The organism is Sphingobium chungbukense, from assembly GCF_001005725.1.
In the GTDB taxonomy this organism is placed as follows: Bacteria; Pseudomonadota; Alphaproteobacteria; order Sphingomonadales; family Sphingomonadaceae; genus Sphingobium; species Sphingobium chungbukense.
The window spans coordinates 111,248-134,033 of the sequence record NZ_LBIC01000009.1 but is presented as its reverse complement, the minus strand read 5'-3'; the positions used below and the strand labels follow the sequence as shown (position 1 = coordinate 134,033).

General features: G+C 61.7%; 26 protein-coding genes and 3 pseudogenes. 14 read left to right on the top strand and 15 right to left on the bottom strand.

Annotation, left to right across the window (positions count from 1 at the left end):
* Positions 1-53: 53 nt before the first annotated feature.
* From tnpB to YP76_RS18565, 3 genes and pseudogenes are all read left to right on the top strand, one after another.
* Positions 54-278, top strand: a pseudogene (gene tnpB, locus YP76_RS27905) (IS66 family insertion sequence element accessory protein TnpB); the annotation flags it as partial.
* Positions 279-338: 60 nt separating this feature from the next.
* On the top strand, positions 339-1,955 hold the full coding sequence (gene tnpC, locus YP76_RS18570) for an IS66 family transposase (RefSeq protein WP_046765093.1): 1,617 nt from the start codon (positions 339-341) through the stop codon (positions 1,953-1,955).
* A gap of 134 nt (positions 1,956-2,089) precedes the next feature.
* Entirely contained in the window at positions 2,090-3,523 is a 1,434-nt protein-coding gene (locus YP76_RS18565) for an IS4 family transposase (RefSeq protein WP_232307625.1), read from the top strand.
* A gap of 67 nt (positions 3,524-3,590) precedes the next feature.
* Here YP76_RS18565 and YP76_RS27900 read toward each other — a convergent pair.
* A pseudogene (locus YP76_RS27900) lies at positions 3,591-3,764 on the bottom strand (HigA family addiction module antitoxin); the annotation flags it as partial.
* Positions 3,765-3,844: 80 nt separating this feature from the next.
* Here YP76_RS27900 and YP76_RS27895 point away from each other — a divergent pair.
* Positions 3,845-4,123: a MerR family transcriptional regulator gene (locus YP76_RS27895; protein ID WP_157035825.1), complete on the top strand. Its 279-nt coding sequence runs from the start codon at positions 3,845-3,847 to the stop codon at positions 4,121-4,123.
* A 235-nt stretch (positions 4,124-4,358) separates the two neighbouring features.
* Here YP76_RS27895 and YP76_RS18555 read toward each other — a convergent pair whose 3' ends face one another.
* The 10 genes from YP76_RS18555 to YP76_RS18520 form a co-directional block, all read right to left on the bottom strand.
* Positions 4,359-4,646, bottom strand: coding sequence for a helix-turn-helix domain-containing protein (locus tag YP76_RS18555; RefSeq protein WP_046765091.1), 288 nt, complete (start codon positions 4,644-4,646; stop codon positions 4,359-4,361).
* A 2-nt stretch (positions 4,647-4,648) separates the two neighbouring features.
* Entirely contained in the window at positions 4,649-4,984 is a 336-nt protein-coding gene (locus tag YP76_RS18550) for a type II toxin-antitoxin system RelE/ParE family toxin (protein ID WP_046765090.1), read from the bottom strand.
* A gap of 118 nt (positions 4,985-5,102) precedes the next feature.
* Complete coding sequence (locus YP76_RS29100) at positions 5,103-5,228, bottom strand: hypothetical protein (protein WP_269748651.1); 126 nt, start codon at positions 5,226-5,228, stop codon at positions 5,103-5,105.
* A 65-nt stretch (positions 5,229-5,293) separates the two neighbouring features.
* Positions 5,294-5,647 (bottom strand): hypothetical protein, encoded by a 354-nt coding sequence (locus tag YP76_RS18545; protein WP_046765089.1) that lies wholly within the window; start codon positions 5,645-5,647, stop codon positions 5,294-5,296.
* A gap of 44 nt (positions 5,648-5,691) precedes the next feature.
* Positions 5,692-5,817: a hypothetical protein gene (locus YP76_RS29095; RefSeq protein ID WP_269748650.1), complete on the bottom strand. Its 126-nt coding sequence runs from the start codon at positions 5,815-5,817 to the stop codon at positions 5,692-5,694.
* Between the two features lie 18 nt (positions 5,818-5,835).
* Complete coding sequence (locus tag YP76_RS18540; protein WP_046765088.1) at positions 5,836-6,162, bottom strand: type II toxin-antitoxin system RelE/ParE family toxin; 327 nt, start codon at positions 6,160-6,162, stop codon at positions 5,836-5,838.
* Positions 6,159-6,389, bottom strand: a complete 231-nt coding sequence (locus YP76_RS18535) for a ribbon-helix-helix domain-containing protein (RefSeq protein ID WP_408640453.1) — start codon at positions 6,387-6,389, stop codon at positions 6,159-6,161. The genes YP76_RS18540 and YP76_RS18535 overlap by 4 nt, the downstream gene beginning before the upstream one ends.
* Before the next feature lie 320 nt (positions 6,390-6,709).
* Positions 6,710-10,195, bottom strand: a complete 3,486-nt coding sequence (locus YP76_RS18530) for a YhaN family protein (protein ID WP_046765086.1) — start codon at positions 10,193-10,195, stop codon at positions 6,710-6,712.
* On the bottom strand, positions 10,182-11,435 hold the full coding sequence (locus tag YP76_RS18525; protein WP_198147532.1) for a metallophosphoesterase family protein: 1,254 nt from the start codon (positions 11,433-11,435) through the stop codon (positions 10,182-10,184). Before YP76_RS18525 ends, YP76_RS18530 begins: the two co-directional genes overlap by 14 nt.
* A 530-nt stretch (positions 11,436-11,965) precedes the next feature.
* On the bottom strand, positions 11,966-12,256 hold the full coding sequence (locus YP76_RS18520; RefSeq protein WP_232307624.1) for a DUF6894 family protein: 291 nt from the start codon (positions 12,254-12,256) through the stop codon (positions 11,966-11,968).
* Positions 12,257-12,952: 696 nt separating this feature from the next.
* On the opposite strand from YP76_RS18520, the gene YP76_RS18515 reads away from it, so the two are divergent.
* Positions 12,953-13,336, top strand: coding sequence for a hypothetical protein (locus YP76_RS18515; RefSeq protein WP_046765083.1), 384 nt, complete (start codon positions 12,953-12,955; stop codon positions 13,334-13,336).
* A 371-nt stretch (positions 13,337-13,707) separates the two neighbouring features.
* Here YP76_RS18515 and YP76_RS18510 read toward each other — a convergent pair whose 3' ends face one another.
* Positions 13,708-14,379, bottom strand: a complete 672-nt coding sequence (locus YP76_RS18510) for a MucR family transcriptional regulator (RefSeq protein ID WP_046765082.1) — start codon at positions 14,377-14,379, stop codon at positions 13,708-13,710.
* A gap of 51 nt (positions 14,380-14,430) precedes the next feature.
* On the opposite strand from YP76_RS18510, the pseudogene YP76_RS29180 reads away from it, so the two are divergent.
* Positions 14,431-14,643 (top strand): annotated as a pseudogene (locus tag YP76_RS29180) (hypothetical protein); the annotation flags it as partial.
* An 82-nt stretch (positions 14,644-14,725) separates the two neighbouring features.
* Here the strand turns inward: YP76_RS29180 and YP76_RS18500 are convergent.
* The gene (locus tag YP76_RS18500) at positions 14,726-15,031 is read right to left on the bottom strand and encodes a hypothetical protein (RefSeq protein WP_046765081.1); all 306 of its coding nucleotides are present in this window, start codon (positions 15,029-15,031) and stop codon (positions 14,726-14,728) included.
* 296 nt (positions 15,032-15,327) lie between these two features.
* Positions 15,328-15,480, bottom strand: a complete 153-nt coding sequence (locus YP76_RS28750) for a hypothetical protein (protein WP_232307622.1) — start codon at positions 15,478-15,480, stop codon at positions 15,328-15,330.
* Positions 15,481-15,591: 111 nt separating this feature from the next.
* Between YP76_RS28750 and YP76_RS27185 the strand changes: the two genes are divergently transcribed.
* Positions 15,592-16,530 (top strand): lytic transglycosylase domain-containing protein, encoded by a 939-nt coding sequence (locus YP76_RS27185; protein WP_084733252.1) that lies wholly within the window; start codon positions 15,592-15,594, stop codon positions 16,528-16,530.
* Between the two features lie 41 nt (positions 16,531-16,571).
* Here the strand turns inward: YP76_RS27185 and YP76_RS26730 are convergent, their stop codons facing one another.
* The gene (locus tag YP76_RS26730) at positions 16,572-17,075 is read right to left on the bottom strand and encodes a hypothetical protein (RefSeq protein WP_052757484.1); all 504 of its coding nucleotides are present in this window, start codon (positions 17,073-17,075) and stop codon (positions 16,572-16,574) included.
* Positions 17,076-17,751: 676 nt separating this feature from the next.
* Between YP76_RS26730 and YP76_RS18480 the strand changes: the two genes are divergently transcribed.
* From YP76_RS18480 to YP76_RS18450, 7 genes are all read left to right on the top strand, one after another.
* Positions 17,752-18,072, top strand: coding sequence for a hypothetical protein (locus YP76_RS18480; protein ID WP_046765078.1), 321 nt, complete (start codon positions 17,752-17,754; stop codon positions 18,070-18,072).
* A gap of 61 nt (positions 18,073-18,133) precedes the next feature.
* Positions 18,134-18,424: a type IV conjugative transfer system protein TraL gene (gene traL / locus YP76_RS18475; protein WP_031290930.1), complete on the top strand. Its 291-nt coding sequence runs from the start codon at positions 18,134-18,136 to the stop codon at positions 18,422-18,424.
* A 1-nt stretch (position 18,425) separates the two neighbouring features.
* Complete coding sequence (locus YP76_RS18470) at positions 18,426-18,992, top strand: type IV conjugative transfer system protein TraE (protein WP_046765077.1); 567 nt, start codon at positions 18,426-18,428, stop codon at positions 18,990-18,992.
* Positions 18,989-19,786 (top strand): type-F conjugative transfer system secretin TraK, encoded by a 798-nt coding sequence (locus tag YP76_RS18465; RefSeq protein WP_046765076.1) that lies wholly within the window; start codon positions 18,989-18,991, stop codon positions 19,784-19,786. The genes YP76_RS18470 and YP76_RS18465 overlap by 4 nt, the downstream gene beginning before the upstream one ends.
* The gene (locus YP76_RS18460; protein ID WP_046765075.1) at positions 19,786-21,087 is read left to right on the top strand and encodes a TrbI/VirB10 family protein; all 1,302 of its coding nucleotides are present in this window, start codon (positions 19,786-19,788) and stop codon (positions 21,085-21,087) included. Before YP76_RS18465 ends, YP76_RS18460 begins: the two co-directional genes overlap by 1 nt.
* Complete coding sequence (locus YP76_RS18455; protein WP_046765074.1) at positions 21,074-21,952, top strand: DsbC family protein; 879 nt, start codon at positions 21,074-21,076, stop codon at positions 21,950-21,952. Before YP76_RS18460 ends, YP76_RS18455 begins: the two co-directional genes overlap by 14 nt.
* Positions 21,949-22,785: a hypothetical protein gene (locus YP76_RS18450; RefSeq protein WP_052757483.1), complete on the top strand. Its 837-nt coding sequence runs from the start codon at positions 21,949-21,951 to the stop codon at positions 22,783-22,785. Before YP76_RS18455 ends, YP76_RS18450 begins: the two co-directional genes overlap by 4 nt.
* Position 22,786 lies beyond the last annotated feature (1 nt).

Below are 22,786 nucleotides of genomic sequence, written 5' to 3'. Positions count from 1 at the left end.
ACGCCCGACACATAAAAATGCTTATGTGGCGCGCCACATAACCCTACGCCGGCGATCTCTACATTTTCAGGGGACGCCGCGGCGATCTCTGCAAGATCATCTGGCATGACGGCGTGGGCATGTCGCTTTATGCCAAGCGCCTCGAGCGCGGGAAGTACATCTGGCCCTCCGCGGTGGACGGCGTGATCGCCATTTCCCCCTCGCAGATGGCCTGCATGCTGGAGGCCATCGACTGGCGTAATCCGCAGGCCACTTGGCGTCCGACATTGGCCGGATAAAAGCCCCGGCATGACCTAAGAAGCTAGGGATTTCGGTGCTTTTCGGCTATGTCTTCAGCTATGGGGAACGAGGCGCAAGCAGAGATCGACAGCCTTCGCGAGCGGCTTGCCGCTGCCGAGGCTGTCGCCGCTGAAGTCGCCCGCATCAAGGCGATCAACGCCGACCTGGAAGCCCGCAACGCCCTTCTCGAACTGCAGAACGAGAAGATGCGCCGCACCCTTTTTGGCCAGCGATCGGAACGCACACGCCATCTGCTCGACCAGATGGAACTGACCTTCGAGGAGTACGAGACCGCTGCCAGCGGAGATGAGCTTCTGGCTGCCCTGGCAGCGGCGAAGACCAACGTCGCACCGTTTGAACGCAAGCGGCCCGCGCGCAAGCCCTTGCCCGAACATCTGCCGCGCGAGCGCGTCGTCATCGCCGCGCCCGCTGCCTGCCCCTGCTGTGGCTCGGATCGGCTGTGCAAGCTGGGTGAGGATATTACCGAGACACTTGAGGTCGTGCCGCGCCAGTGGAAGGTGGTCCAGACCGTGCGGGAGAAGTTCTCCTGCCGGGATTGTGAGAAGATCACCCAACCGCCGGCGCCTTTCCACGTCACGCCCCGCGGGCTCTTCGGTCCCAGCTTCCTGGCGATGCTGCTGTTCGAGAAGTTCGGCGCGCATCAACCGCTCAACCGCCAGCGTGATCGCTATGCTCGGGAAGGCGTGGATCTGAGCCTTTCGACCCTGGCCGATCAGGTCGGCGCCTGCACCGCCGCGCTGATGCCGCTTTACCTGCTGATCGAGGCGCATGTCCTGGCCGCCGAGCGGCTGCATGGCGACGATACGACAGTGCCGGTGCTGGCCAAGACCAAGACCGATACGGGCCGGATCTGGACCTATGTCCGGGATGATCGACCTTTTGGCGGGCCCGCGCCGCCAGCAGCGATCTTCCATTATTCCCGCGACCGGCGGGGCGAACATCCTGTGGGCCATCTGCGCAGTTGGAGAGGCATTCTTCAGGCTGACGCCTATGCCGGCTACAATGCGTTGTTCCATGGCGGTCGCCTGCCGGCGCCGCTGACCCGCGCCCTGTGCTGGAGCCATGCGCGCCGCTACTTCTTCGAACTGGCCGATGTCGCCGCCCAGCTCAAGAAGCGCCGCAAAAAGGCCGCCGTCATCTCGCCGCTGGCGGTAGAGGCGGTCCGTCGTATCGACGCGATCTTCGACATCGAGCGCGCCATCAACGGCAGATCGGCACAGGAACGTCTCGCCCTTCGGCAGGAACTCAGCGCACCGCTGGTTGCCGAACTGGAAGAGTGGATGCGTGACAGTCGGTCGAAGCTATCGAAGAACAGCGATGTGGCCGAGGCCATGGATTACATGCTCAAAGCATGGCCTGCCTTCGCCGCCTTCCTCAATGATGGCCGCATCTGTCTCTCGAACAACGCAGCAGAACGCGCGCTCAGGGGGATAGCCCTGGGCAGAAAGTCGTGGCTCTTCGCTGGTTCAGATCGCGGCGGCCAGCGCACCGCCTTCATGCTGAGCCTCATTGGCACGGCAAAGCTCAACGACATCGATCCGCAGGCCTGGCTTGCCGACGTTCTCGCGCGCATCGCCGACATCCCGCAGAACCGTCTCCACGAACTGCTTCCCTGGAACTGGCGCGCGCCCGAGGATCAACGCAAAGCCGCCTGATCCACGGCCTTCACCGACTTGCGATTACCCATAAGTATTTGAATCGCTTATCAGGTCGTTGTCGAAAATTGTTGAATCGGATGAGTCGGTTATGATTCATTCACGAGCACCATGGTGTGTTCGTGAGGTGCCCTGTGCAGACCAAAGGCGAAAAACTGCCCTTTTTGGAAGAGCATTGGTCCCACTGCGAGATCGATGAGAGTGCGTTCAGTGACGCGCGTCTTGGGCGCCGGTGCGGCGATCTGCTTTGTCGACTGAGTGACCGAATGGGAGGAACGATTCCCTTGGCATGCCAGGACTGGGCAAGCACCAAGGCAGCATATCGGTTCTTTTCCAACCCTAAGGTTGAAGAAGGGGATATCCTGGCCGGCCACTTTGATGCGACCAAACAGCGTTTCGCGGTGACGGATGGTCCCATCTTGGTGCTCCAAGATACGACGGAGTTCACATATCAGCGCCGCAATTCACATGCTGTCGGTTTTACCAAGAGCGTCAACAGCGGTCGCGATAAAGCTGGCCGACTCCGTCACCACACGGTGTGTGGAATACTGATGCACTCAAGCCTGGTCGTGACTGAGGACGGCCTACCTTTGGGGCTTGCTGCGGTAAAGTTCTGGAACCGCGACAAGTTCAAGGGCACTGCCCAGCTCAAGCGGAAGATCAATTCGACCCGGGTTCCGATAGAGGCGAAGGAGAGCGTGCGCTGGCTGGACAATCTGCGTCAATCGATGACTTTGCTGGGACAGCCCGACCGCTGTGTCCACGTGGGTGATCGGGAAAGCGACATCTACGAACTCTATTGCCTCGCCAAGGATCTGGGAACGCACTTCGTCGTCCGCACCGTTGTTGACCGACTGGCAGGCAACGGCGATCACACCGTAAAGAGCGAAATGCGCGAAGAGCCGAGCGCCGGTACGCACAGCATCGAAGTCAGGGGCGATAACGATACGGTCGAGCAGGTGACCCTCGACATCCAGTATAAACGTATTCTCGTCCGCCCGCCGATCGGGAAGCAGAAGCGGTACCCGGCTCTCGATCTAACAGTGATCCATGCCTCGGAAGTCGGCGCTCCGCCGGGTCGAAAGCCGATCCTGTGGAAGCTGGTTACCGATCTGGAGGTCAGCAGTCTGGAAGAGGCGATCGAGAAAATCCGTTGGTACGCCATGCGCTGGAAGATCGAAGTCTTCCACAAGGTCCTGAAGTCTGGATGCCGTGCCGAAGACGCCAGGCTCCGCACGGCCGATCGCCTTGCCAACCTAGTGGCGCTCTTTTGCATCGTCAGCTGGCGTGTATTATGGATGACAATGATGGCCCGCGCAGCACCCGACGCCAGCCCGGCAATCGCGTTCACCACATCGGAAATCAACATCCTTGATCGTCTTGTTGCCGATAGCGGAAATCGCCGAGCAAAGAGGGGCACGATCCAGCTCTATCTCACCAAACTGGCCCGTCTCGGCGGTTATCTCGCAAGAACTTCAGACCCACCCCCGGGTAACACCGTCGTCTGGCGCGGCCTACGTCGTCTGGCCGACATCCAGATCGGCGTGGGGCTCGAAACTTATGGGTAATCGCAAGCTTCACCGAATGCCTACTCTGCATCTGCAACAGAGTGTCGGCCTTGATGCCGAAAGCCTTCTCAAACCGGATAGCCATATCGGCAGACAGATTTGCATTGCTGTTCAGCAAGGTGCTCAATGCCTGCCTCGATACGCCAAAATGCTCGGCCAAAGCCGTCACACTGACCTGTGCAGGCTCCACGATTTCTGACTTCAACCAGTCCCCCACGTGGACCGCGAGCGAAGAGTGCATCTTAAGCGCCATGATAGTCCTCCAGATCCATATCGATTAAGGTCGCAACCGGAAACGGCAACGCCTGGACCCAGGGGCGCGTGCGCGGCTTCCGCAATCATCACGAGATTGCATGCTTCCGCGAAGAAGAATGGACCGAGCGCGGTGAAATCACGCTCGACGAAGCAGCCAAAGTCATCGGAGTGTGTAATATGACGGCATTGCGCATGCTACGTCGCGGTACCATAACCGGCAATCAAGTCTGCCCCGGTGCTCCGTGGGTGATCAAGGCCGCAGATCTGGCCGGTCTGTCTAGAAAGAAGCTGTTGGCGGCTCCGCTAACATCAAATCCTGATCAGCAGATCTTTGCTTTTCAATGAGTTAATGTGAGGTGCATTATGAATCGTGCTCGCTGGGCCATACCAACAGTGAGAACACCGTGCGTTACCTGGGCATCGACTGGATGATGCCCTGACACTGTCCGAACGGACGGAAATTTGACACCGCTCCGGCTTCCCGAGGTCGCCGGGGAGCCGGTTTGGCCTCATGAACGACCGTCAACTATCAGGGATCGGCCGGCGGACCATCAATGGCGGCTATGTTGGCGGAGGACGACTAGCGTAGCAACTCCCTCACCAGCGAAGGCTTCTTGGCGATCATCGCGAGCAGCACCTGCGCCGGTCCGGTGGGACGTCGGCGGCCATGCTCCCAGTTGAGCAGTGTGCCCTTGGCAACGCCGATGCTGCGCGCGAATGCACCCTGCGAGAGGCCGGTTCTGGCGCGGATCGCGGCGACATCGACGGTGGGCACTTCCACCTGATGGATGTGAGCTTCGGCCTCCTTACCTTCCGCAAACGCCAGCGCTTCGCTCAAGCCCTGTTTGATGCTGTCATAGGCGCTCATTTCTAGTCTCCATAGCGTGCGAGCAAGGCTTTGCTCATGACGATCAATTCCGCCTGTTCGGCCTTGGTCAGATTATCCTTTTCGTTTTTGGCGAACACGGTGACGAGGAAGATTGATATATGCACGCCACCGAACACATAAATGGTCCTGTAGCCGCCGCTTTTGCCGCCGCCCTGTCGAGCGATGCGGACTTTGCGAAGGCCACCACCCAGCGAGACGCCCGCCTCGGGATTGGCGGCAATGTAATCCACCAGCGCAGAACGATCGTCATCGGACATGGTCGCCTTGGCCCGCCGGAGAAACTCAGGCAGTTCTACCACGGTCTGCAAGCTAGCCATGCCTAGGCCATATATGCGCCACTGACCTATATGTCAATGACACATCTCAGATATTGTCCGATGTGCTGCATATCATCCCAGTATTCTCTGATCGGTCATTCCGGCCATCGGAGAAGTGTTAGCCGTCTTCGTGCCCCACCGTACCGAGGATCTCGCTCTTGGCGGCGAGATAGTCCTTCTCGGCTTCGATCGTGCGGCGCATCCAGTCGAGAAGGTCGGCGTTGTGATCGTCGCTTGGCTCCATGCGGATATCGAAGTGGCGACGGTTGAACTGGGTATCACCGGCATTCTCGGCGAGCCGGACGCGCTTCAGGTTCGCTCGATCTTGGCGCGCCAGAAATGCTTGGCATAGACTGCCTGAGTGCCGCCGCCTGCAACCACCAGTACCACGAAGAAGGGCTGACGTGCCTGGGCGGCGCGAAGCGCGTTCGATAGCTTCATGCGTGCGACGAAGGGCTCGGCGCGCGTAGACTTGACCTGCACCAGCGCTTCGTCGCCCGCCGGCTGGCTGTCCGCAGGCTTCAAGGGATCACGGCGAGAGGGATACTGGATGAAGAAGTCCCAGCCGAGTTCGTCTTGCTTGGAAGGGTTGCAGACGACTCCAGCCTCCGCGCAAAGCGCGGCGGAATGGTTCTCGGCAAAATCGGGCAGACGTTGGATCACGACGCCAGAATTACGATCCGGACCGGCCTAGTCAATTCCACCTCCTATTCCTCCGGCGGCTTGCGCCCGCTCAAAGCGGCGATGAGCGCGGCAGCGCCGAGCAGCAGCTGGGCAAAGGCGGTGATCGATGAACGTAAGGCTAGTTTTGAAGGTTTCAGCTTGAGCCTCAAACGACTGCTATGTTGGCGTCAGTCATCCACATCGGACAGCCACGCCGGCATGTCTCGCTTGGAATGGAGCACGCGCCAGACATCCACATGGTCCTCGAATTCAAGGTAGAAGACGAGCAACGGATATCCTTTGAGGCTTATTGTTCTCAATCCGGGCAAGTTCAGTTCTTGCGACCAGCGTGGGGACCCCGCTGACGGCCGTTCCCCAATGAAGGTGAAGGCCTGCTCAAGCGCGTCGATGAAGCCGAACGCCACATCTGCCCCGGCTTCAGTCGCGTAATGCTCAACCGCAAGATCGACATCCTCCCGCGCATTTGCGCGCGGTATGACCGGCTTTGCTGTCACGCCCCGGTGCGTTGCGTCACACGGTCACGAAGGCCTCGGAAATATCCGCCATCGGCAGGTGCGGTGGCGGCAGAACCAGCGCCGTCGAGAAGCATTTCTCGAAGCCGTTGGATGTCCTGATCCTTGCGGATCAATTCCCGCACATATTCGCTGCTCGTGCCGTAGCCACGCGCGCTGACCTGATGGTCGACAAACGCCTTGAGCGCATCGGGAAGCGAGATGTTCATCGTCGACATGGGCGGAAGAATAGTGGCTTTGGCAAAATTTGGCAAGACGTCGCGTGGCCCAAATCCAAGAACAGAATGGCATGTGACGTGGGCGCCCAATATGCTCCGGTCGGCCATTCTGGCTATTGGAAAGATCATGGGACACTGAGACCTCGACCCCGTCGTGCACGAACGGCGCCCCTGGAATGCAGGCCAGAACGTTGGCCCCAAACGCCCCCTGAAGCCACGCGATCTCTCGGCGATCCGCTTCTATCTCGACTCGCTGTCGATCATGCCTGCACGGTCTCCCTCATGAACCGGACAGACTTTTGCCAGCGAACTTACGCGGCACGATCCAGGTCAATGATATTGGCGAGTCCTTTCCCTGTCAGTGGTTCGGCGAGCGCCCGGACGCTGCGGTGATGCGTGAATAGGAGGACTTGATTGGTCTTGCCGAACTCGGCGAGAAGATCGAGCGTGGACCGGCTTCGCTCATCATCGAAATGGACGAGAATATCGTCCGCTATAAAGGGCAGGGGCTCCGTCGCGCCGCCGTAATTCTCAAGGCTGGCCAGCCGGAACGCGAGGAAAAGCTGGTCGCGCGTGCCGTCGCTCATGGTGGCGACTGGAGCGATGCCGCCACTGGCCCGCCGTCCGACAACAACGGGGTGGCCCTTGTCGTCGATATCGGTCTCGATCCCGGCAAACTCCCCCAGCGTCGTCGCCGCGAATAGCTGGCCTGCCCGCTGAATGAGCGGATCTTGCTGTTCGGCGCGGACCGTGGCCATCGCCGAGGTCACGAGTTCGCGTGCGACCGATAGTTCGAGATAGCGCTCGAGGGCGAGGTGCATCTGTGCTGCCGCTGCCTCACGCTCGGCGACGGCGTGATTGACGTCGCTCTGGCTTGAATAGGCGGCAAGGGCGTCCCGTGCCGCTTTCTCCGCGAGAATGGCTGCCTCGATTTCACTCTCGACCTCCGCAGCTCGTGATTTCTGCTCGTCCAGTTCGCCACGAACTTCGTCAAGGTTCCGTCCCGCCCATTCCGCCCGCAAGGCGGCGAGCTCGAGCTGGTCGCCCACATCTGTCGCGGTGCGCTCTGCCAGGGCGATCTGTTGGCACAGGCTGCCGCGCGCCTCGCACTGCGACGCTGCCTCCAGCAATGCACCGCTGTTACCGTCATCGAGCTTCGCCGATGCGGCGAGCATGGTCAGTTCCTCCATGACAGCGGCAAGGGCGTCCTGCGTCTGATCGGTTACGACCCTGGCTTCCTCATAGTCGGGCAGTAGGCCATCATATTGGGTCTGCGCGGTGGCGTTGGCCTCGAAGCGCGCAAGCAGCATCTGGGCTGCCACGACACAGTCTTCGCTGACCTCGATTGCGAGCTCCGTCGCGATGTTGCGGACATCTGCCGCAAGGCTCGCCTCATCCTCAATCATCCGCTGCAGACGGCGACGGGACTGACCAATGGCCGACAATATGCCGCGTGCGCCAACCCATTCGGTGACCGCGCTGATGGCGTCGGCCGGCAGAATATCCGACTTGAGACCCAACGCACCCGTGGCGGCGGGCCATGCGGCTACCCAGGCGTTCTGCGCGGCCGACAGTTGACCCAGCTCCGCCTCAACCTGCCTGTGCTGTCGTGAAAGCGCCTCCCGATCGCGCATGTAGCGGCTGTAGTCGGCATGCGCCTGCTCGTGGCGGGCAATGGCATTTTGCACCGTGCTGACCCGCGCTGCGAATGACTGCGAGGGATCGATCTTGCGGTTTTGTTCAATCCGTTCGAGAAGCTCAACGGTCGGCGCGAGCTGGGCTTGGTCGATTGCCAGCGCATTTGACGAAGCGCGCAAGCGCTCAAATTCGTCCAGTAGCTGTTGCCGCGCCTGCGCAAATTGCAGCAATGATGCGAGGTCGGGATGCGTGGCCTGCACTTGCGGGAAACTGTTCAACCAGACTGCCCGCCGCGCTTCGAGCTGTACGGCAAGGGCTGCCGCTTCGGCCTCGGCCGCCCTTGCCGCAGCGCCCGCCTCCGCGACACGGCGCTGCGCGTGGGCAAGCGAGGCTGCTCGTCCGGCTTCTGCGGCGCGACGATCCGCCAGTTCGTCGGCAGACATGATCGCCGCGTCGAGCCTGTCGGCCGATACAAGGCGAGCAGCCGCATCATCGGGCAGCTGTCCTGCTACATAGGCGGACTTGATCGGCTTCCAGGCATCTGCGCGCAGGGTGCGTGCCTCGGCGAGCGAGGCGTCACTCGCGATCGTGCCGGATGCCTGCAACTCGCTGATCTCCGCTTCCCCGGTGAGAATGTCGCGCTCGGCCTGGCGCTTGAGCCGCTCTTGCTCGCCAATTTGCGCGGTCAAGTTCTCGCGCGCGCCCTGTTCAAGGCGGATGTCATCCGGGCCTGGGCAGGGTAGGGTTGCCAGCGCCTCGATCGTTTCAAAGCCAATCGCCGAAAGCCGAAGGGTCAAGGCTGCGTCGTCAGTCTCCAGCGCCTGCTCGCGTGCCTGCTGCGCGGCCTTCTGGGCCGCGAGACTGGCAAAAGCGGAGGATGATGCGTCAGGCGGCGTGTCAAATCCTGCCTCACGCGCGGCATGCAAACGCTCGTCGATCGCGGCGAGTGCATTCGCCAGCTCGCCAAGGCGCGCTCGGGCGCCAGCAAGGGCGGGACGCCGCTCCACCATTTCATCGGAAAGGCGCCGCACATGATCGAGGGCAGACTGGTTTGGCACAAGAGAGGCCAGGTCCGCATCGGCGGGAAGGCCGAGCATCCGACGAAGCACAGCGAGTTGAGCCTCTCCCTCGTCAATCTCACGCTGGCGATTGGCTCGATCGGACCGGGCCTTGCTGACGTGAATGGCGCGTTCGCCAAGATCACGCACACGCTGTTCGGAGGCCTTGAGCGCGGCATTCACGACCAGCGCATCAAGCCGTGCCTTGAGGCGGTCCCGCCGGCCGGTCGCGCTCTCGAGCCGTTGTTCAGCCTCAACTCGCTTGTCGAGAGCGGCCCGGACCCTGGCCGCGAAATCGCTCGGGAAGGAGGCGATAGCGTCATAGGTCTTGAGATCCTGCGCCAGACTGTCGAGCTGACGCAGATGGGGCGCTACCCGCAGAACGCGCTCCAGCCTCGAAGTCGCCGTGCCAAGACCCCGCCGCTCTGCGCGCAAGGCCTCGAGCTTTTCGGCCGCGGCATTCGCCGCCTTGCGCGTCTGTTCATAGGTCTCACGGGTCAGCTGGGCACTGCGCGCGATTTTTTCGGCTGCCTCGAACGCGGCCAGCTGCTGGTAGAAGACACGGGCCCCCGAGCGCCTCGTGTCGAAAAGCTTGTCCGCTTCAGCATCGATATCCTCAAGGCGCGACACCAGCGTCCGCAAGCCGCCGCCCGCTTCGACGATCAGGCGGCCGATGTCCCCATCGGCATGAAGCAATCGCTCCCCACCATTGCGCAAGGTCTCGTGGTTCAAACCAAAGAGCGTTTCGAACCGCTCCCTGGTGATGGCACCCAGCACCGGGGCCAGGACCGCGTCATCGAGGGCCGTACCGTTCGGGTCTGCCAAGGTCTTGCCGTTGCCCTTGCGGCGCTTGAGCGTCAGAATGTTGCCGTCGGCCATGAGCATCGAAGCGCCGATGCGCATGCCATCATAGCCGTACAGGCTGCCGCGCTGCGTGTTCCTGGGGATAGAGAACAGAAAATCGCTGATCGCCTCGAGACAGGTGCTCTTGCCTGCCTCGTTGGCGCCGAACACGACGGTGAGGCCTGCCGCGCCCGGGATGAGAAGTTCGCGGCTGGCGCAACCGCCATATTTTTCAAGACTAAGCTCAGTCAGGCGCATGACCGGCCTCGCTGACAAGACTGCGCGCAAGAGCCGCCGCGCGTTCAGGGATTTCGGCGCGCATCTGCTCGATGAAAGCATCGGCATGCGCGCTGGCGGGCAGTTTCGACCGAATCTCGGCGAGGCGCGCTTCAAGAGCTTTGGCAATGCCGCTATCCTGGCTGAGGCGGGTCACCTCAAGATCGAGCTTCCCAGCGACGGTGGGATCGACTGCTTCCGGCTGCGCCGGAAGCCGGGTTTCCAGTTTCAGCCTCTCCAGCCACACATCGTGCGGGATGGTGGCGAGCAATGTTTCCACGTCCTCGCGCAAGGCGGCGCGCTCGAGGACAAGTCTGGAATGAAGCGGCGTCGTGCCGGTCATGGTCAGTCGCAAGGCAATGGGCCGTCCGTCGGCCTGCTCGGCCTCTTGCGCTATATGGTGGCGAACGAGGTCGAGAAGTTCGGATCGATCGGCTGTTCCCGATGTGTCGATCATGATCGATGTCCAGCGCACCACATCCAGGGCACGATGCTCAAGGCTCGCGACCCGGCCTTCCTCGATCTTGACCAGCACGGCACCCTTGGGACCGGTTTCACGCGGATGGCGGCCCTGGAGATTGCCGGGATAGACGATATGGGGGTGCTCGCCGAGCACGGCATGGGCGTGTACATGGCCCAGCGCCCAATAATCATAGCCATGATTGGCGAGCTGCTCGCTCGTGCAGGGCGCGTACCGGGCATGATGGCCTTCGCTGCCCGCGCATGCGGTGTGAAGCACGCCGATGTTGAACAGCGCCTGCGTCGCGGCCGGATATTCGCGCGCCAGATCCTCAGAGACATCGGGGCGCGGGAAGCTGCGCCCGTGGATGGCCACGCCCACATCGTCGAGGACATGCGTTGCTGCCCGGGCCTTGGGAAAGACATGGACATTCCCCGACAGGGTCAGCTTGTCGGCAAAGCGATTGGCCGAATCATGGTTCCCCAGCACCATGAAGACTGAGATACCCGCTTCATCGAGCCGGCGCATGCCTTCCAGGAAGTAGAGACCAGTCTGGAAGTTGCGCAGATCCCCATCGAAGATGTCACCGGCCAGCACCATGAATCGGCATCCTTCGTCAATCGCAAGAGCGACCAGCCTGTCGAAGGCTTCGCGGGACGCCGCTTCGATACGCGCGGCATATTCAAGGGATTTACCCGCTAAGCCGAGGAGCGGACTATCCAGGTGAAGATCGGCAGCATGTACAAAGGTGAATCCGGTCAATCTGTGGCCTCCCTTTAGTCCACATGCCACGAACCGCGCCAGAATGTCGCGGGAAAATCGCATCTTGCAAAGAGGGGGGAAAGCCATCGCCAGAGCGCATGCTGCCGGTCATATCGGACCGTCCCTTGGAGGCATCTCACAGCACGGGTCTGGGGGCATTTCTTTCGCGCCCTGACTTCGGCCGCAAAAGGCATCGACGGAGTCTCGTGCTATGGATTGCGTTTGAGCGGTCTTGCAGGTTCCAGGATCGCCCAGGAGTGTTTCCGGTAAGATTCACCGGCTCATCTCATCGATGGTCTGAAATAAATTCTTGGTTTCGTCGCTCAATGCTTGCTAATGCTTCAACCTTCAGCCGGACAACCCCTTTTTCAGGCTGAGCATCTGAAGCTTGGGGCGCATCTTGCGTCGCTTCAGGGGTCCCGGCGCCATCCGCTTTGAGCGGCGTTGCATGACCGGCGCCGGGAATTCCTGCGATCTCCGGCAGCGCGGCTGACCCTGTCGAGGGCGGCAGGGGTGTCGCTTCCCACCATTCAGATGGTAAGGGGCGGGCGCCCGGATGGCACATCGTTTGCCGCTACCGTCAAGGCATAGATGATCGCTCCAGCTTCGTCAGTCACCTCAAGACGCCAGATATCAAATGCCCGGATCAGGCTCGGTTCGTGGGACAGAAGCGATCCGGCGAATTGCAGGGCCGCGCATTTGGCATCCCTGTCGTTATCGAATTCGGTTCCGTCCAGATCCGGTTCCGAGGGCATATTGAAATAATATCGAGCCACGCCGATCCTCATGAACTGAAAGCAGCTTGTTAAGATGAGGTTCATTTCCGCTAATCCCGATTCATAGTTCAATTCCAGCAATTATAAAAGAACCAAAGAATCCAAATCATGTCATGCTTGATTGATGCAGGTGAAGACGCTGCTGGAACCTTGCGTCTGCAGGGGGAACGTCGGGTCACGTGATGGTGGGTTTCTGAACGTCCGTTCAACCGCGCTCCAGGCTCTCGTTGCATGGCAGCTGGATGCGTTCCCATATGACCGCCCGAACATTATCGGTCAGGCTTCGGGAAGCGAAACCGAAAGCTCCTTGGGATATAGTCCGCATCCTGCGCGTCGCAGGTTAAGAGAATGCTAACGTGAGGCAAATGCTGATTTCGCGCGAGACGGGTGCCGGACCTGGACGATCCAGGTATCTGTCCGGTCGGTGAAGCAGCGCATCTCCCGCTGGATCAGGAGCTTGCGATGTGGCCGCCTCGATGCCTGAATGGCATTGCCGCGCCCTCGCCAAGCGCAATTGCGTGACGCCGATGCGGCTTATGATCAACAGGACCAGGGGGTGAGTGCACACTCCCCTCTAGGGCACTGGATGGGCAGCGCGAGCCCCCTTCAAGCCAGGGGCACCGCCGTGGCGTGGTTCTTCTTCCAGCAAGTCGCTCGTCCGGACGCTTGTCGTCGGCCCGGGTGGGTAGCCACCGGATTGCCGGATGGACTCATCCCGGACGAGCGGCTAGCTGTGCCCGAATGAAGGGCCTGATCCTGTTTGTCTTGTGCCTGCTACTATGCGGGTGCAAGCCGAGCGATGCTGAAATCCTTGAGCGGAAATATCGACGATCGGTAGAGATGTACGGGCAGCGCAAGAGCTGCGCTGACGAGCATATCATTGCTGAAGCCTGGGCACGCGAAGGCAACCGGAAGAAATATGCGCAGGCGAAAATGCGCGAGGCGGAGCAATGCAGATATGAGCAGGTGAAGATTGACCAACTGCCATCGCCTCCCCCGTCTTTAGCAAAAAGCTCTACAGCTCGACATGGTCTTGTCGGCTTGGCGCCCGTTGTGTTGCCGTCTGTGGACGATGAGGCGCCTGTAAATAAGCCGCGGCAGCTGGAGACGGGGTCGGGAACATAGGCGGGTCAGGCGCTGTAACGCGACGTCTCTGGGCACGCAGGGTGAAGCTGTAGCGCGGACAGGAGAATGGGTCGAGTGAGGATGCAGTCCGGCAGGTCAGTGCTGTCCGGGCAGCGCGTCGGTCTTTTGCGAGGGTCGTGCATGGTCAGGGCCTCTGAACGACCCGCGCAGGGCGGCAACGCAGCAATCGCACCAAGCTGCTCATGATTGCGCGCGGTCCATACGGTGCCCTTCCTACAAAGGTGCAGCAGCCAATAGCGGGATGTCGTTGGCAGCTGTCCGCCTATAGAGAGGATACTCTTCCAAGAAGGGGAGCGAGATCCGCATGGCGGCTCGTCCAGGAATTCAAATGGACGGTCACGGGTCCCGTGTCAGCCTTTCTTGACCTCGGGGCCCGCCGTTGCGGCCGTCTGCCCCTGGCGCGTGGCAGAGGTCACATCGGATTGCGCGGCGGTTGCCGGGAACTTGATCGAAAGGACAGGCTTTTGCGTCGCGTTCTTGCGTGAAGCACCGCGTGGGGCCTTGGCCGACCCCGCAGCGTTTTTGACCGCTGGCTTCCGGCCAGGCTTCCGCGCAGGCATGTCCGATGTGGCGGCGGCGTCGGCGGTTGGCTGTGGCGTGGGAGCTTTCACAAGCGCTGTGGGCTTGCGGCCAAGACCCAGTTTTCGGGCGATGGCGCGGCGCGCCTGCGAATAGCCGGCCGCGACCAGAGGATAGTCTTCCGGGAGCTTATAGCGCTCACGATACTGCGCGGGTGTGAGGCCGTGTCCTGAAAGATGGCGCTTGAGCGTCTTATACGGCTTCCCGTCGATAAGACTGAGTATGTGGTCGGGTGAAGCGATGCTCTTGCGGATCGAAACGGCCGGAGTGAACTTTTCAGCCGCCGGGTTTGTTTCCGGGCTGATCACGTCCTGCCCGAGGGCCGCGCGGGTGGATCTGATCAGTTCCGGCAAAGCCGCGGCTTCGAGGCTGTTATTCGATACAAAGGCGCTCAGCAATTGCACGGCAAGGGCGGTGACATCGGGTTGGGCGTCATTTGTCATGGTTGGGGACCTGTGAGGAAGCAATGGCCGGCTTGTTGCCGCTCGTGATCAAAAATGCAAGGGAGGGGGCGTGTGTCTCGAGGCGGTCGTGCTCGCCTGTCCAACCTGATGGACATCCACAAGGCGCTGCGCATCGTCTTCACAGACCCCCAACGCAGCTACGCCTGGACCAAGGCGGTCAATGCGGACTTTGCCGGGTCTAGCGCGCTCGATGTCAGGCTTGGCGGTGGATTTACCGATATCGCGCGCGTGCGCCGCTATCTTGTCCGCTTTTCCTTGGTGCAGGTCTTCATCGCTCATGTGTCGCGGTTCGGACCAACATGGATGCTGTTGGCGGACAACTCATTCAATCAAAGCCGAGAGCCTTCGTAATTCTGACGATCTCATCGCGGTCGATTATCTTGGTTGGGCTCACCTGCCGCGAGTTCGATATGCTCGTGCTGAGGGTCTTGGCGTAATAAAGCCATTCACGCCGCGCAGATCGCATAAGGGCGTCTGCAATGGCCGTATCGTCTTCGTTCCGATAATCCATAAGGTCGATGTGAATGGTTGAGATGCCTCTGAGGCGATCAGCATCGGTGAACTGATTCATGGTCTTCCGCTTGAGCCGGGTAACGATACGCAGGCTTTGGCCTTTTTGGGCATTGATCACATGAACGGGGTGTTCGTCGAAGCTCTGCTCTGCTGATGAAGTTCAGGGTAGCCGCGTTCGTCGCGGCTTCGCAGGACACGCCATGCCCGGAGGCGTGCGCGAAGTGGGCTTCTTTAATGTCACCCTTCTTTGCTACGAGCGGAGAGCCGCATTCGCATGACAGGCCCTGGCCGCCGCCCCTGTCGGCTTCGTCGATAAAGACTTTGCGTCCAGAGCGGTCGTCGCGGCCCCAGACGATCATCGCCCTGCCGTGGCCCCCGATCACATAACCAAGAGAGTTTCGGTGTTGCATCCGATCATTCAACCAGGTCGACAGGAAATGACAAGCCGCATGCGGTATCGCGGAGGGGGAAATTCAGCTTTGCGTTTCCGCTGACCGCAAGGATGGGCTGGCCGGCGCCTGGAGCGCTCTGGCTTCGCAAATCCTGATGGCCGACGCGGTAGCGCATGTACCGCCCTCATCGGGACGGAACGTGGAGCGGAACAGCCCCGCCGATGCCGATGCATCTCCTTGGCCGACGGCGGGTGCAAGGACAGGATTGACAGCCTCCTGCAGCACGATGTCCAAACTGGATAAAAGAAATGGAGAAGCATTCATGTCCAGAGGAGGATTTCTGTTCTTCGCTTTTCTGCTTTGGCCGGGCTCCGCCTTGGCGGGAGCGGGGGAACCAGGGCATAAGGTGGAGTTGATCCAGATGGCGGGACGTGCGGCTCGCTTCTCCGCCGAGGCGGTAGAGGGCGACGGATCAGTTCATGCTTCCCACGACAGCATCGAACCTGTTTCACGCTTCCGCATCCATGGGCTCTGCCGCGCTCCCCGGAAGTGGCAGGAGTCCCGCTCCGCTAATTGGCCGTGCGGCCGCGCCATCGAGCGGGAAGGACGGGCCCACAACTCGCAAGGAAATGAAATCGCTGCCATTTCGATTCCTCTGTGGATGCAACCTGAAGGATTTCAGGCGCAGCTGTCTCCTCCTGATTGTGCGCCAACAGCCTATCGGCCGGCAGGTTTCCTCAGTGCGGCGGCCGAAGAGCGTCGCGCCGCCCATTTTGGCGCCATGCATGCCATGGCCTGCAAATTCGGCATTCCCGTGGGCCTCTTCGACGCTTTGATCATGCAGGAAAGTGCGTACCGCCCTGGCGCGGTATCGCCCAAAAATGCTTTCGGTCTGGCGCAACTGATGCCGCAAACAGCAGCCGAGCTGGGCGTCGATCGTTATGATGTGGTCCAGAATCTTTTCGGAGGCGCGAAATATCTTCGCGCCCAGCTTGATCGCTTTGGCCATTATCCTCTTGCCCTTGCCGCCTATAATGCGGGGCCGGGAAGGGTCCGCAACGGCAAGATGCCGCCCATCGCCGAAACGCGGCGCTATGTCGCCGATATTCTTGCGAACTGGAACCGGCTCGAAGATCTCGCGACCATGCCGGCCCTTGCAGCGGTTTCCGCGCCGTCGTCGGCGCGGGAGCCTGCAGAAAGGTGGATCAGTATCACGAGCTTCTGATCCGAAAGATGCCCACGCAGCCGCGGTCGTTGCCGCGACGTTCAGAATTCTCTGAGGGACTCGCGGCGGGCGAGCGTCCAGAGCGCGATGTCCACAATCTTCTTTGACACGCCCGCCGTCAGGCCATCGGACCATTCTTCCTTGAAGAAGAAGGCATCGACGCCCTTTATCTCCTTGATGCCCCGCATGACCGATCCCGGAAGATCGGCATAGAAGCGCGCAAGGAGCTTGAAGAGCGAGCGATGTTCCGGCTGCTCGCAGAGCCTTGCCTCCACATTGACGGAGGCTTCGATCAGGCTGATCTCCAGGGCCCTGAATATCCGGTGGATCTCGGTCAGTTGCGGTGTCGCGCGTGCGACGGGGTTGCGATGAAGGATGCGCCCGAGACGACTTTTGTTGATGCCGCAGGCAGAGGAAAGTGCCCGTAGCGTAAGCTTCCTGCGGTCTATAGTTTCCAGTATGAAGCTGATGCAGGCACTCAGTTCCTCATCGTCAGCTTCGTCAACGCCGTCAAAATCGGCAGCCGACTTCACAAGTCGCGTCATAGCGCCCCTCCCTGTTCATTCGTTCATGACAAGGTGAGTTGATCAGAGATTTCCCATCACGACAAGACCTTATGCGAATAGTTGCCCCATAATGAATGAAAGCTTCCCAATCCTTGCCTTTCATGTGCGCCGTGCTGAAGCGCGATCGCATCGGCGGAGCAGGAGCCGGCAGGCGGCTCGCTTTTGCCGAAAATCGGGGCGCTTTGCCCGCGACAGGGGAGGGCCAGGACATAGGCGGGAAAAGCCTGGAGTGGCGGCGCAGGGGCCGCTCTGGTGGCCCGGGCCCCAATGTTGGGATGCGAGGCGGGAAAAGAGCGGCCAGCCTGCCTGAGCGGCTCTACTTGGCGGAACTTCAGGCCAGGCTCGTTCCCGATATTTCGCCAAAAGCATCGATGTCACCGCGAGTCGGAACGAAAACGAATCACAAAGTCATTTCCGAGAGAAAGGCTGGTCCCGATGGAGAGGACAAGTATCCGTTTAACCGGGAAATGGTTGTCCCATAATTGTCAAATCAGTCCTGACCTCGGGGACGCAAAATGACCCTGAAGCACTATTATCGAAGATCATGGACACTTATTGTCAGATTGAAACGATCGGAGCTTGATGATCCGAAAAAATGTGGATCATCCTTTCATCAGGCGCAGATTGATTGCGTCGTTCACCGAAGGGAAATCCGATGCATTCTCTCCTCAAGTCAGCAGGGCGCGTGGAGCCGGTGGTCTTCGCCATCCTCTTCGTCGCCTTTGCGCTTTTCCTGTTTGCAGGCCCGGCCTTTGCCGGCGCCGATGCGACATTCGATACGGCGGAAACCACCTTCACCGGTTTTCTTGAAGGATCGGGCGGCCGCATCATCACCATCCTGTCGCTTGTCGGCGGGATCGTCGGTCTCGCCTCTGGCCGTTTCTCGCTGGGACAGATCGCCATTCCCGTGGGCGTAGGCGTCGGCGCGGGGACCGGGATACCGATCGTGACCTCGACCGTGACGGCCGTGATCTGAAGCTTTCCTGGCGAGGCCGGGGCGCGCGTTGCTCCAGCCTTGCCAGGGGGAGGGTGGTGATATGGCGCAGGACAGATACATGATTCCGGCTCATCTGGACGATCCTGAGCTGATCGGGTTGTGGACGCTTGATGAGTTCCTGGCGATGGTTCTCCCATTCGTCTGGGGCATCCTGTTTCAGCATATCCTCATTGGCATGGCGCTCGCCGCGGCAGGCTGGTGGGGTCTGCGGAAAGCAAAGGCAGGACGTGCGGGATCATGGCTGCTGCACCTCGCCTACTGGCATCTGCCATCCGGCTTCACCGGATTGCAGGCTACGCCGCCCTCCTACCTCCGATTGATGGCGGGCTGACATGGACCTGTCCTACCAGCATTCCCATCATCAGCGGGCTATAAGGCAACGAAACCTGTTCGGGATCATCGCGGTCCTGCTCGCGGCTCTGAGCCTTGTCCTGCTTGTCGGTCTTGGCACGCGCGATCGCGAGATCGTGTTGCAGCCGGTGTTGCGCTCGCCGCTCACCATCAGTTCCTCGGGCGTTTCTCGCGACTATCTCGAGATGATCACCCGCGATGTCGTGCTGCTGACGCTCAATCGCAGCCCGCAAAATCTGGAATATTGGCTTAACGCCGTTCTCGATATCACCGCGCCGCGCGTGCAGGGCAAGATCAAGGCCGATCTCCTGCGGATTGTCGAGGAGCAACGTGGATCCTCCGTTTCGCAATTCTTCACGATCCAGTCGATGTCGCTCGACACCGGCAAGCTCCGCTCGGAGGTCACAGGGGACCTGAACACGGTCGTGGGCAGCAAGCTTGTCTCCAGGCAGCGTCGGACTTTCCGCTACGACTGGGAATATTCAGGGCTCAGCCTGAAGCTTGTTGGCTTTGGCATCGTCGAGACGTCCGACGGGAAGGATCCATGATGCCGATCGCTCTCCTTGCAGGCGCCGTAACCGGTCTTGCCTTTCTCACGCGCATCCACTGCATCGCGAGCCGGACGGTCGGTGCGTGCCTCCTTGCCCTTGTGTTCGTCCTTGAAAGCGCGCCGGCCTTGGCCGACCAGACCATCATGGCGGCTGACAGCGCGCAGGTGGACTGTCACGCCTCCGCCAAGGACCTCACCCGCATCAGCCTCGTGGACGACGGCTTTGCAAGCGTGTCGAAGATCTCGACGGGCAATCCGGGAGATGATTTCTCGGTGGTGAACGAACCGGTACGCGGGGATATCTACCTCTCCGTGCCCGATGGATATGGCAAGACGGCGCTGTCCTTCTTCGGCACGAGCAAGCGCGGCTATGTCTACAAATTCCTGTGCAGGATCGGGGGCGACCAGGCAGAGCAGGTGTTCGTCTCCAATCCCGAGATCGAGAGTGCTGTCGAGGAGAGGACCGGGCCGGTTGCCGCGCCGCAGGATGCGGCGGTAGCGTTGATCGAGGCGATGGCGGGCGGCCACACGGCCGCTGGCTACGAGATGCGGCAGCGCTCGCTGCGGTCTGTGCAGGTGGGCGATCTCACGGTGCGGATGATTGCGGAATATCGCGGCGCTGACCTTAGCGGGAAGATCCTGCGCATTGAAAACCGCAGCGGCGATCCGGTCGAGCTCGATGAAGGGACGATCGCGCCCTCCGATGCGCTCGCGGTTTCGATCGCAGAGCCCCGTCTCGGCCCAGGCAAGGCGACAACCGCCTATCTTGTTTCGCGCAGCGGGAGGCCATGATGCGCATCGCCGATCTGTTCAAAACCCGCCGCCAGACGCCTGAGCCTGGCGACGATGCGGGCGTTTCTCCTCTCGCCCCTGATCTCGCCGCCAATGAGCAGGTCCGTCGCCGGCAGCGGATGCTTCTTGCAAGCGCGGCGGCCGTTGGCCTTGCCCTTTCATGCTTCTGGATCTTCAGCGGCGATGAGCCAGAGGCTGATCCGCAAACAGACGAAAAGAGCGACGTCACGGTTTCGACGAGGGATCTGGTCAATCGCAACCTCTCGCAGCAGGAATGGATGGCGCTTTCCGAGCAACAGTTCGAGCGGCAGGAAAATCAGCTCAAGGCGGTCGGCGGACAGCAGCAGCGTCTCGATGCGCTGGCAGCGCAGCTCGAGGCTCTCAAGGGCCAGAACCAGGCCATGCAGGCAGATGGCCAGCGGGTATTGAGCGCCTACCAGGCGGAAAATGAGCAGCTCAGGCGCCGGATTGCAGATCGTGGACCGCAGGCGCCCGCAGCGCAGGACAGGCGCGCCCTCCCGCCCGATGGGCCGAACAATTCACCGTCTGCAGGGCCGGCAGCGCTGCTGCGGCCAAGCGAAGTGAAGATGGTGAGCTTTGCCGGCGGCGAGGGCGGGACGGCCACCAGGGCGGCCAAGGGAAACACGGTCTACACCGACAGCCCCAATTATCTGCCGCCGAACAGCTTCGCTCGCGCCCGCGTCATCGTTGGCGTCGATGCGAGCGCGGGGGTAGGCAGCCAATCCGATCCGCTTCCGGTTGTCCTGCGGGTTACCGGGCCGGCGAGGTCTGTCTTCGCCAATGGCAGGCTCCTCACCACCCGCATCCAGGGTTGCCTCGTCAACGGCGCGGCGCGCGGCGATCTCTCGAGCGAAAAGGTCTATGTCAAGCTCCAGAAGATGACCTGTCCGCAGCCCGGCGGCCGCTACGCGGTGTCCGAGGTGAAGGGGTTCATCGCGTTCGGAGGCAAGACCGGCGTGCGCGGCCGGGTCGTCTCGCGGGAGGGGTCGCTGGTGACGCAGGCGTTCCTCGCCGGGCTGGCGGGCGGCTTTGGCCGCGGGTTCTCCGCCAATGCGAACAGCGTCTTTCAGGGGGCCACGATCAGTACCGGCGGCAAGCGCGACAAGCTTTCCACCTCGGATATCCTTGAAGGTGGTCTGGGCGAGGGCGTCGCTCAGACGGGAGACATGGTCTCCAAATATCTGATCGAGCGGGCCGAGCAATATCAGCCCGTGATCGAGATGCCGACCGGCATCGATGTCGAAATCGTCTTCCTGGAGGGGGTCTATGTCCGCAACTGATCTGCTGCGCCAAGTTGGGCGCTCCGTGCGCCGGTTCCGGTTCCTGATCGCGGCGGCGGGCGCTGTCGGCCTTGCAAGCCTGGCGCTTGCCGCCGATGTGCACGTGCCCGACGAGACGGTGCGCGCGGCGTTGCGGGCACGTCTTCCCAGGACCCCCGTGGACGCGGTGGATTGCACGAAGATCAGGGGCCTTTGTGAGATCGTCGCGGGCGCCAACCTTTTCTACGTCGATCCGGGCGCCCGCTTTCTCGTTATCGGTCGCGTCTATGACATGCAGACCCGGCAGGACCTGACGGCTGCCCGGCTTCTCGAGATGAACCCGGACATGCTGGTGGGCGCCGCCGCCTCGGCAAACGCCGCGGCAGGCGCCACCCGCTCGCACGCTGGACAGCCCGGCCTTGCATCGGCGGGAAAGGCAGCGGCCGCCAGTGGGCAGGGCGCTCGCTCGCTATCGCTCGCAAAGCTTGGCGAGGATGGCGCAATTATCTGGGGAAACCGCAAGGGTCCGCGCATCACCGTCTTTTCGGATTTTCGCTGTGGCTATTGCCGCGCTCTCTCCAAAGTCCTGCGAGAAATGAACGTCCAGGTGGTCGAGCGGCCGATTTCGGTGCTGGGCAGCCGCGCGCTGGCCGATCGGGTCTATTGCGCGAAAAACCGCGAGCGGGCTCTACATGCCGCCTATGCGGGCGAGCCTCTCAAGGAGACGCCTGACTGCGATACGTCCGGCCTAGATGCCAATGAGGCGTTCGCGCGCGAGCACGGCCTTAACGGTACGCCTGTCATCGTCCGCGGCGATGGCGCGGTCCTGGAAGGCTATCGTCCGCGCGCGGTCCTCGAAAAATGGCTCAAGGAGAGCCGGTCGTGAGCCGGTTCCTGCCGGGCAGGTCCCCACGGCGACCCGCCCTCGCGGTCTGCCTGCCCGCTCTCGCATCGCTGGGCGCCTGCGCGGGCCTTGGAAGCAACGTGAAGGGCAGCTTCACCTGCTCCGCGCCTGATGGCATCTGCGCGCCAAGCTCGGTGATCGATGACCGCGCCCTTGCGATGATCACCGACGATCCCTCCGCAATACCCGCCTCTGGCATCTTCGAGGGAGGAACAAGGCGGGCGAGGCCGCCCGGCCGTATCCTTGCGGGCACGGGAGACGGGACTGGCAGCGGGAGCGCACGGCGGACGGGCGAGCGAGTGCTGCGGATCATCTTTCCTGCCCATGTCGACGAGCAGGGCCGGCTGCACGAGGCGAGCGCCATCCATGCGGTCGTGGCGGACGGCGAATGGCGCGCGGCTTCGCCTGGGCCGTTCCCGCTGCGCAATGCGCTGAGCGCTGCGCCGCTGATGCCGGGGCCGCCCGATGTGCCGGATGGAGCCGATCGGCAGCTGCCCGATCCTGATGCAGTCGCCGCCGCCCGCGCGCGCGCCGCAGATCCGGTGGCGCGGATCAAGGCGGACGTGGCGCGCCGCCTCGCCCGATTGGCGGAACGAGAGAAGGACGGCGCTGTGCCTGGGGCCAAGCCGGACGCCGCGGCCACTTTCGCGGCAGGTCAGCGATCCGAGGCGGTGGACGTGCCCGTCCGGTCTGCCCCGTCGGGGGCGGATAACCCCCGGACCTTGCCGCCGCCGACGAGCCTGGAGCGGTCCGCGTCCCGCCCGGTCACGCTGCGCGCTCCTGATTTTCCCGCCAGCATTCCAGGGGAGGACTGAG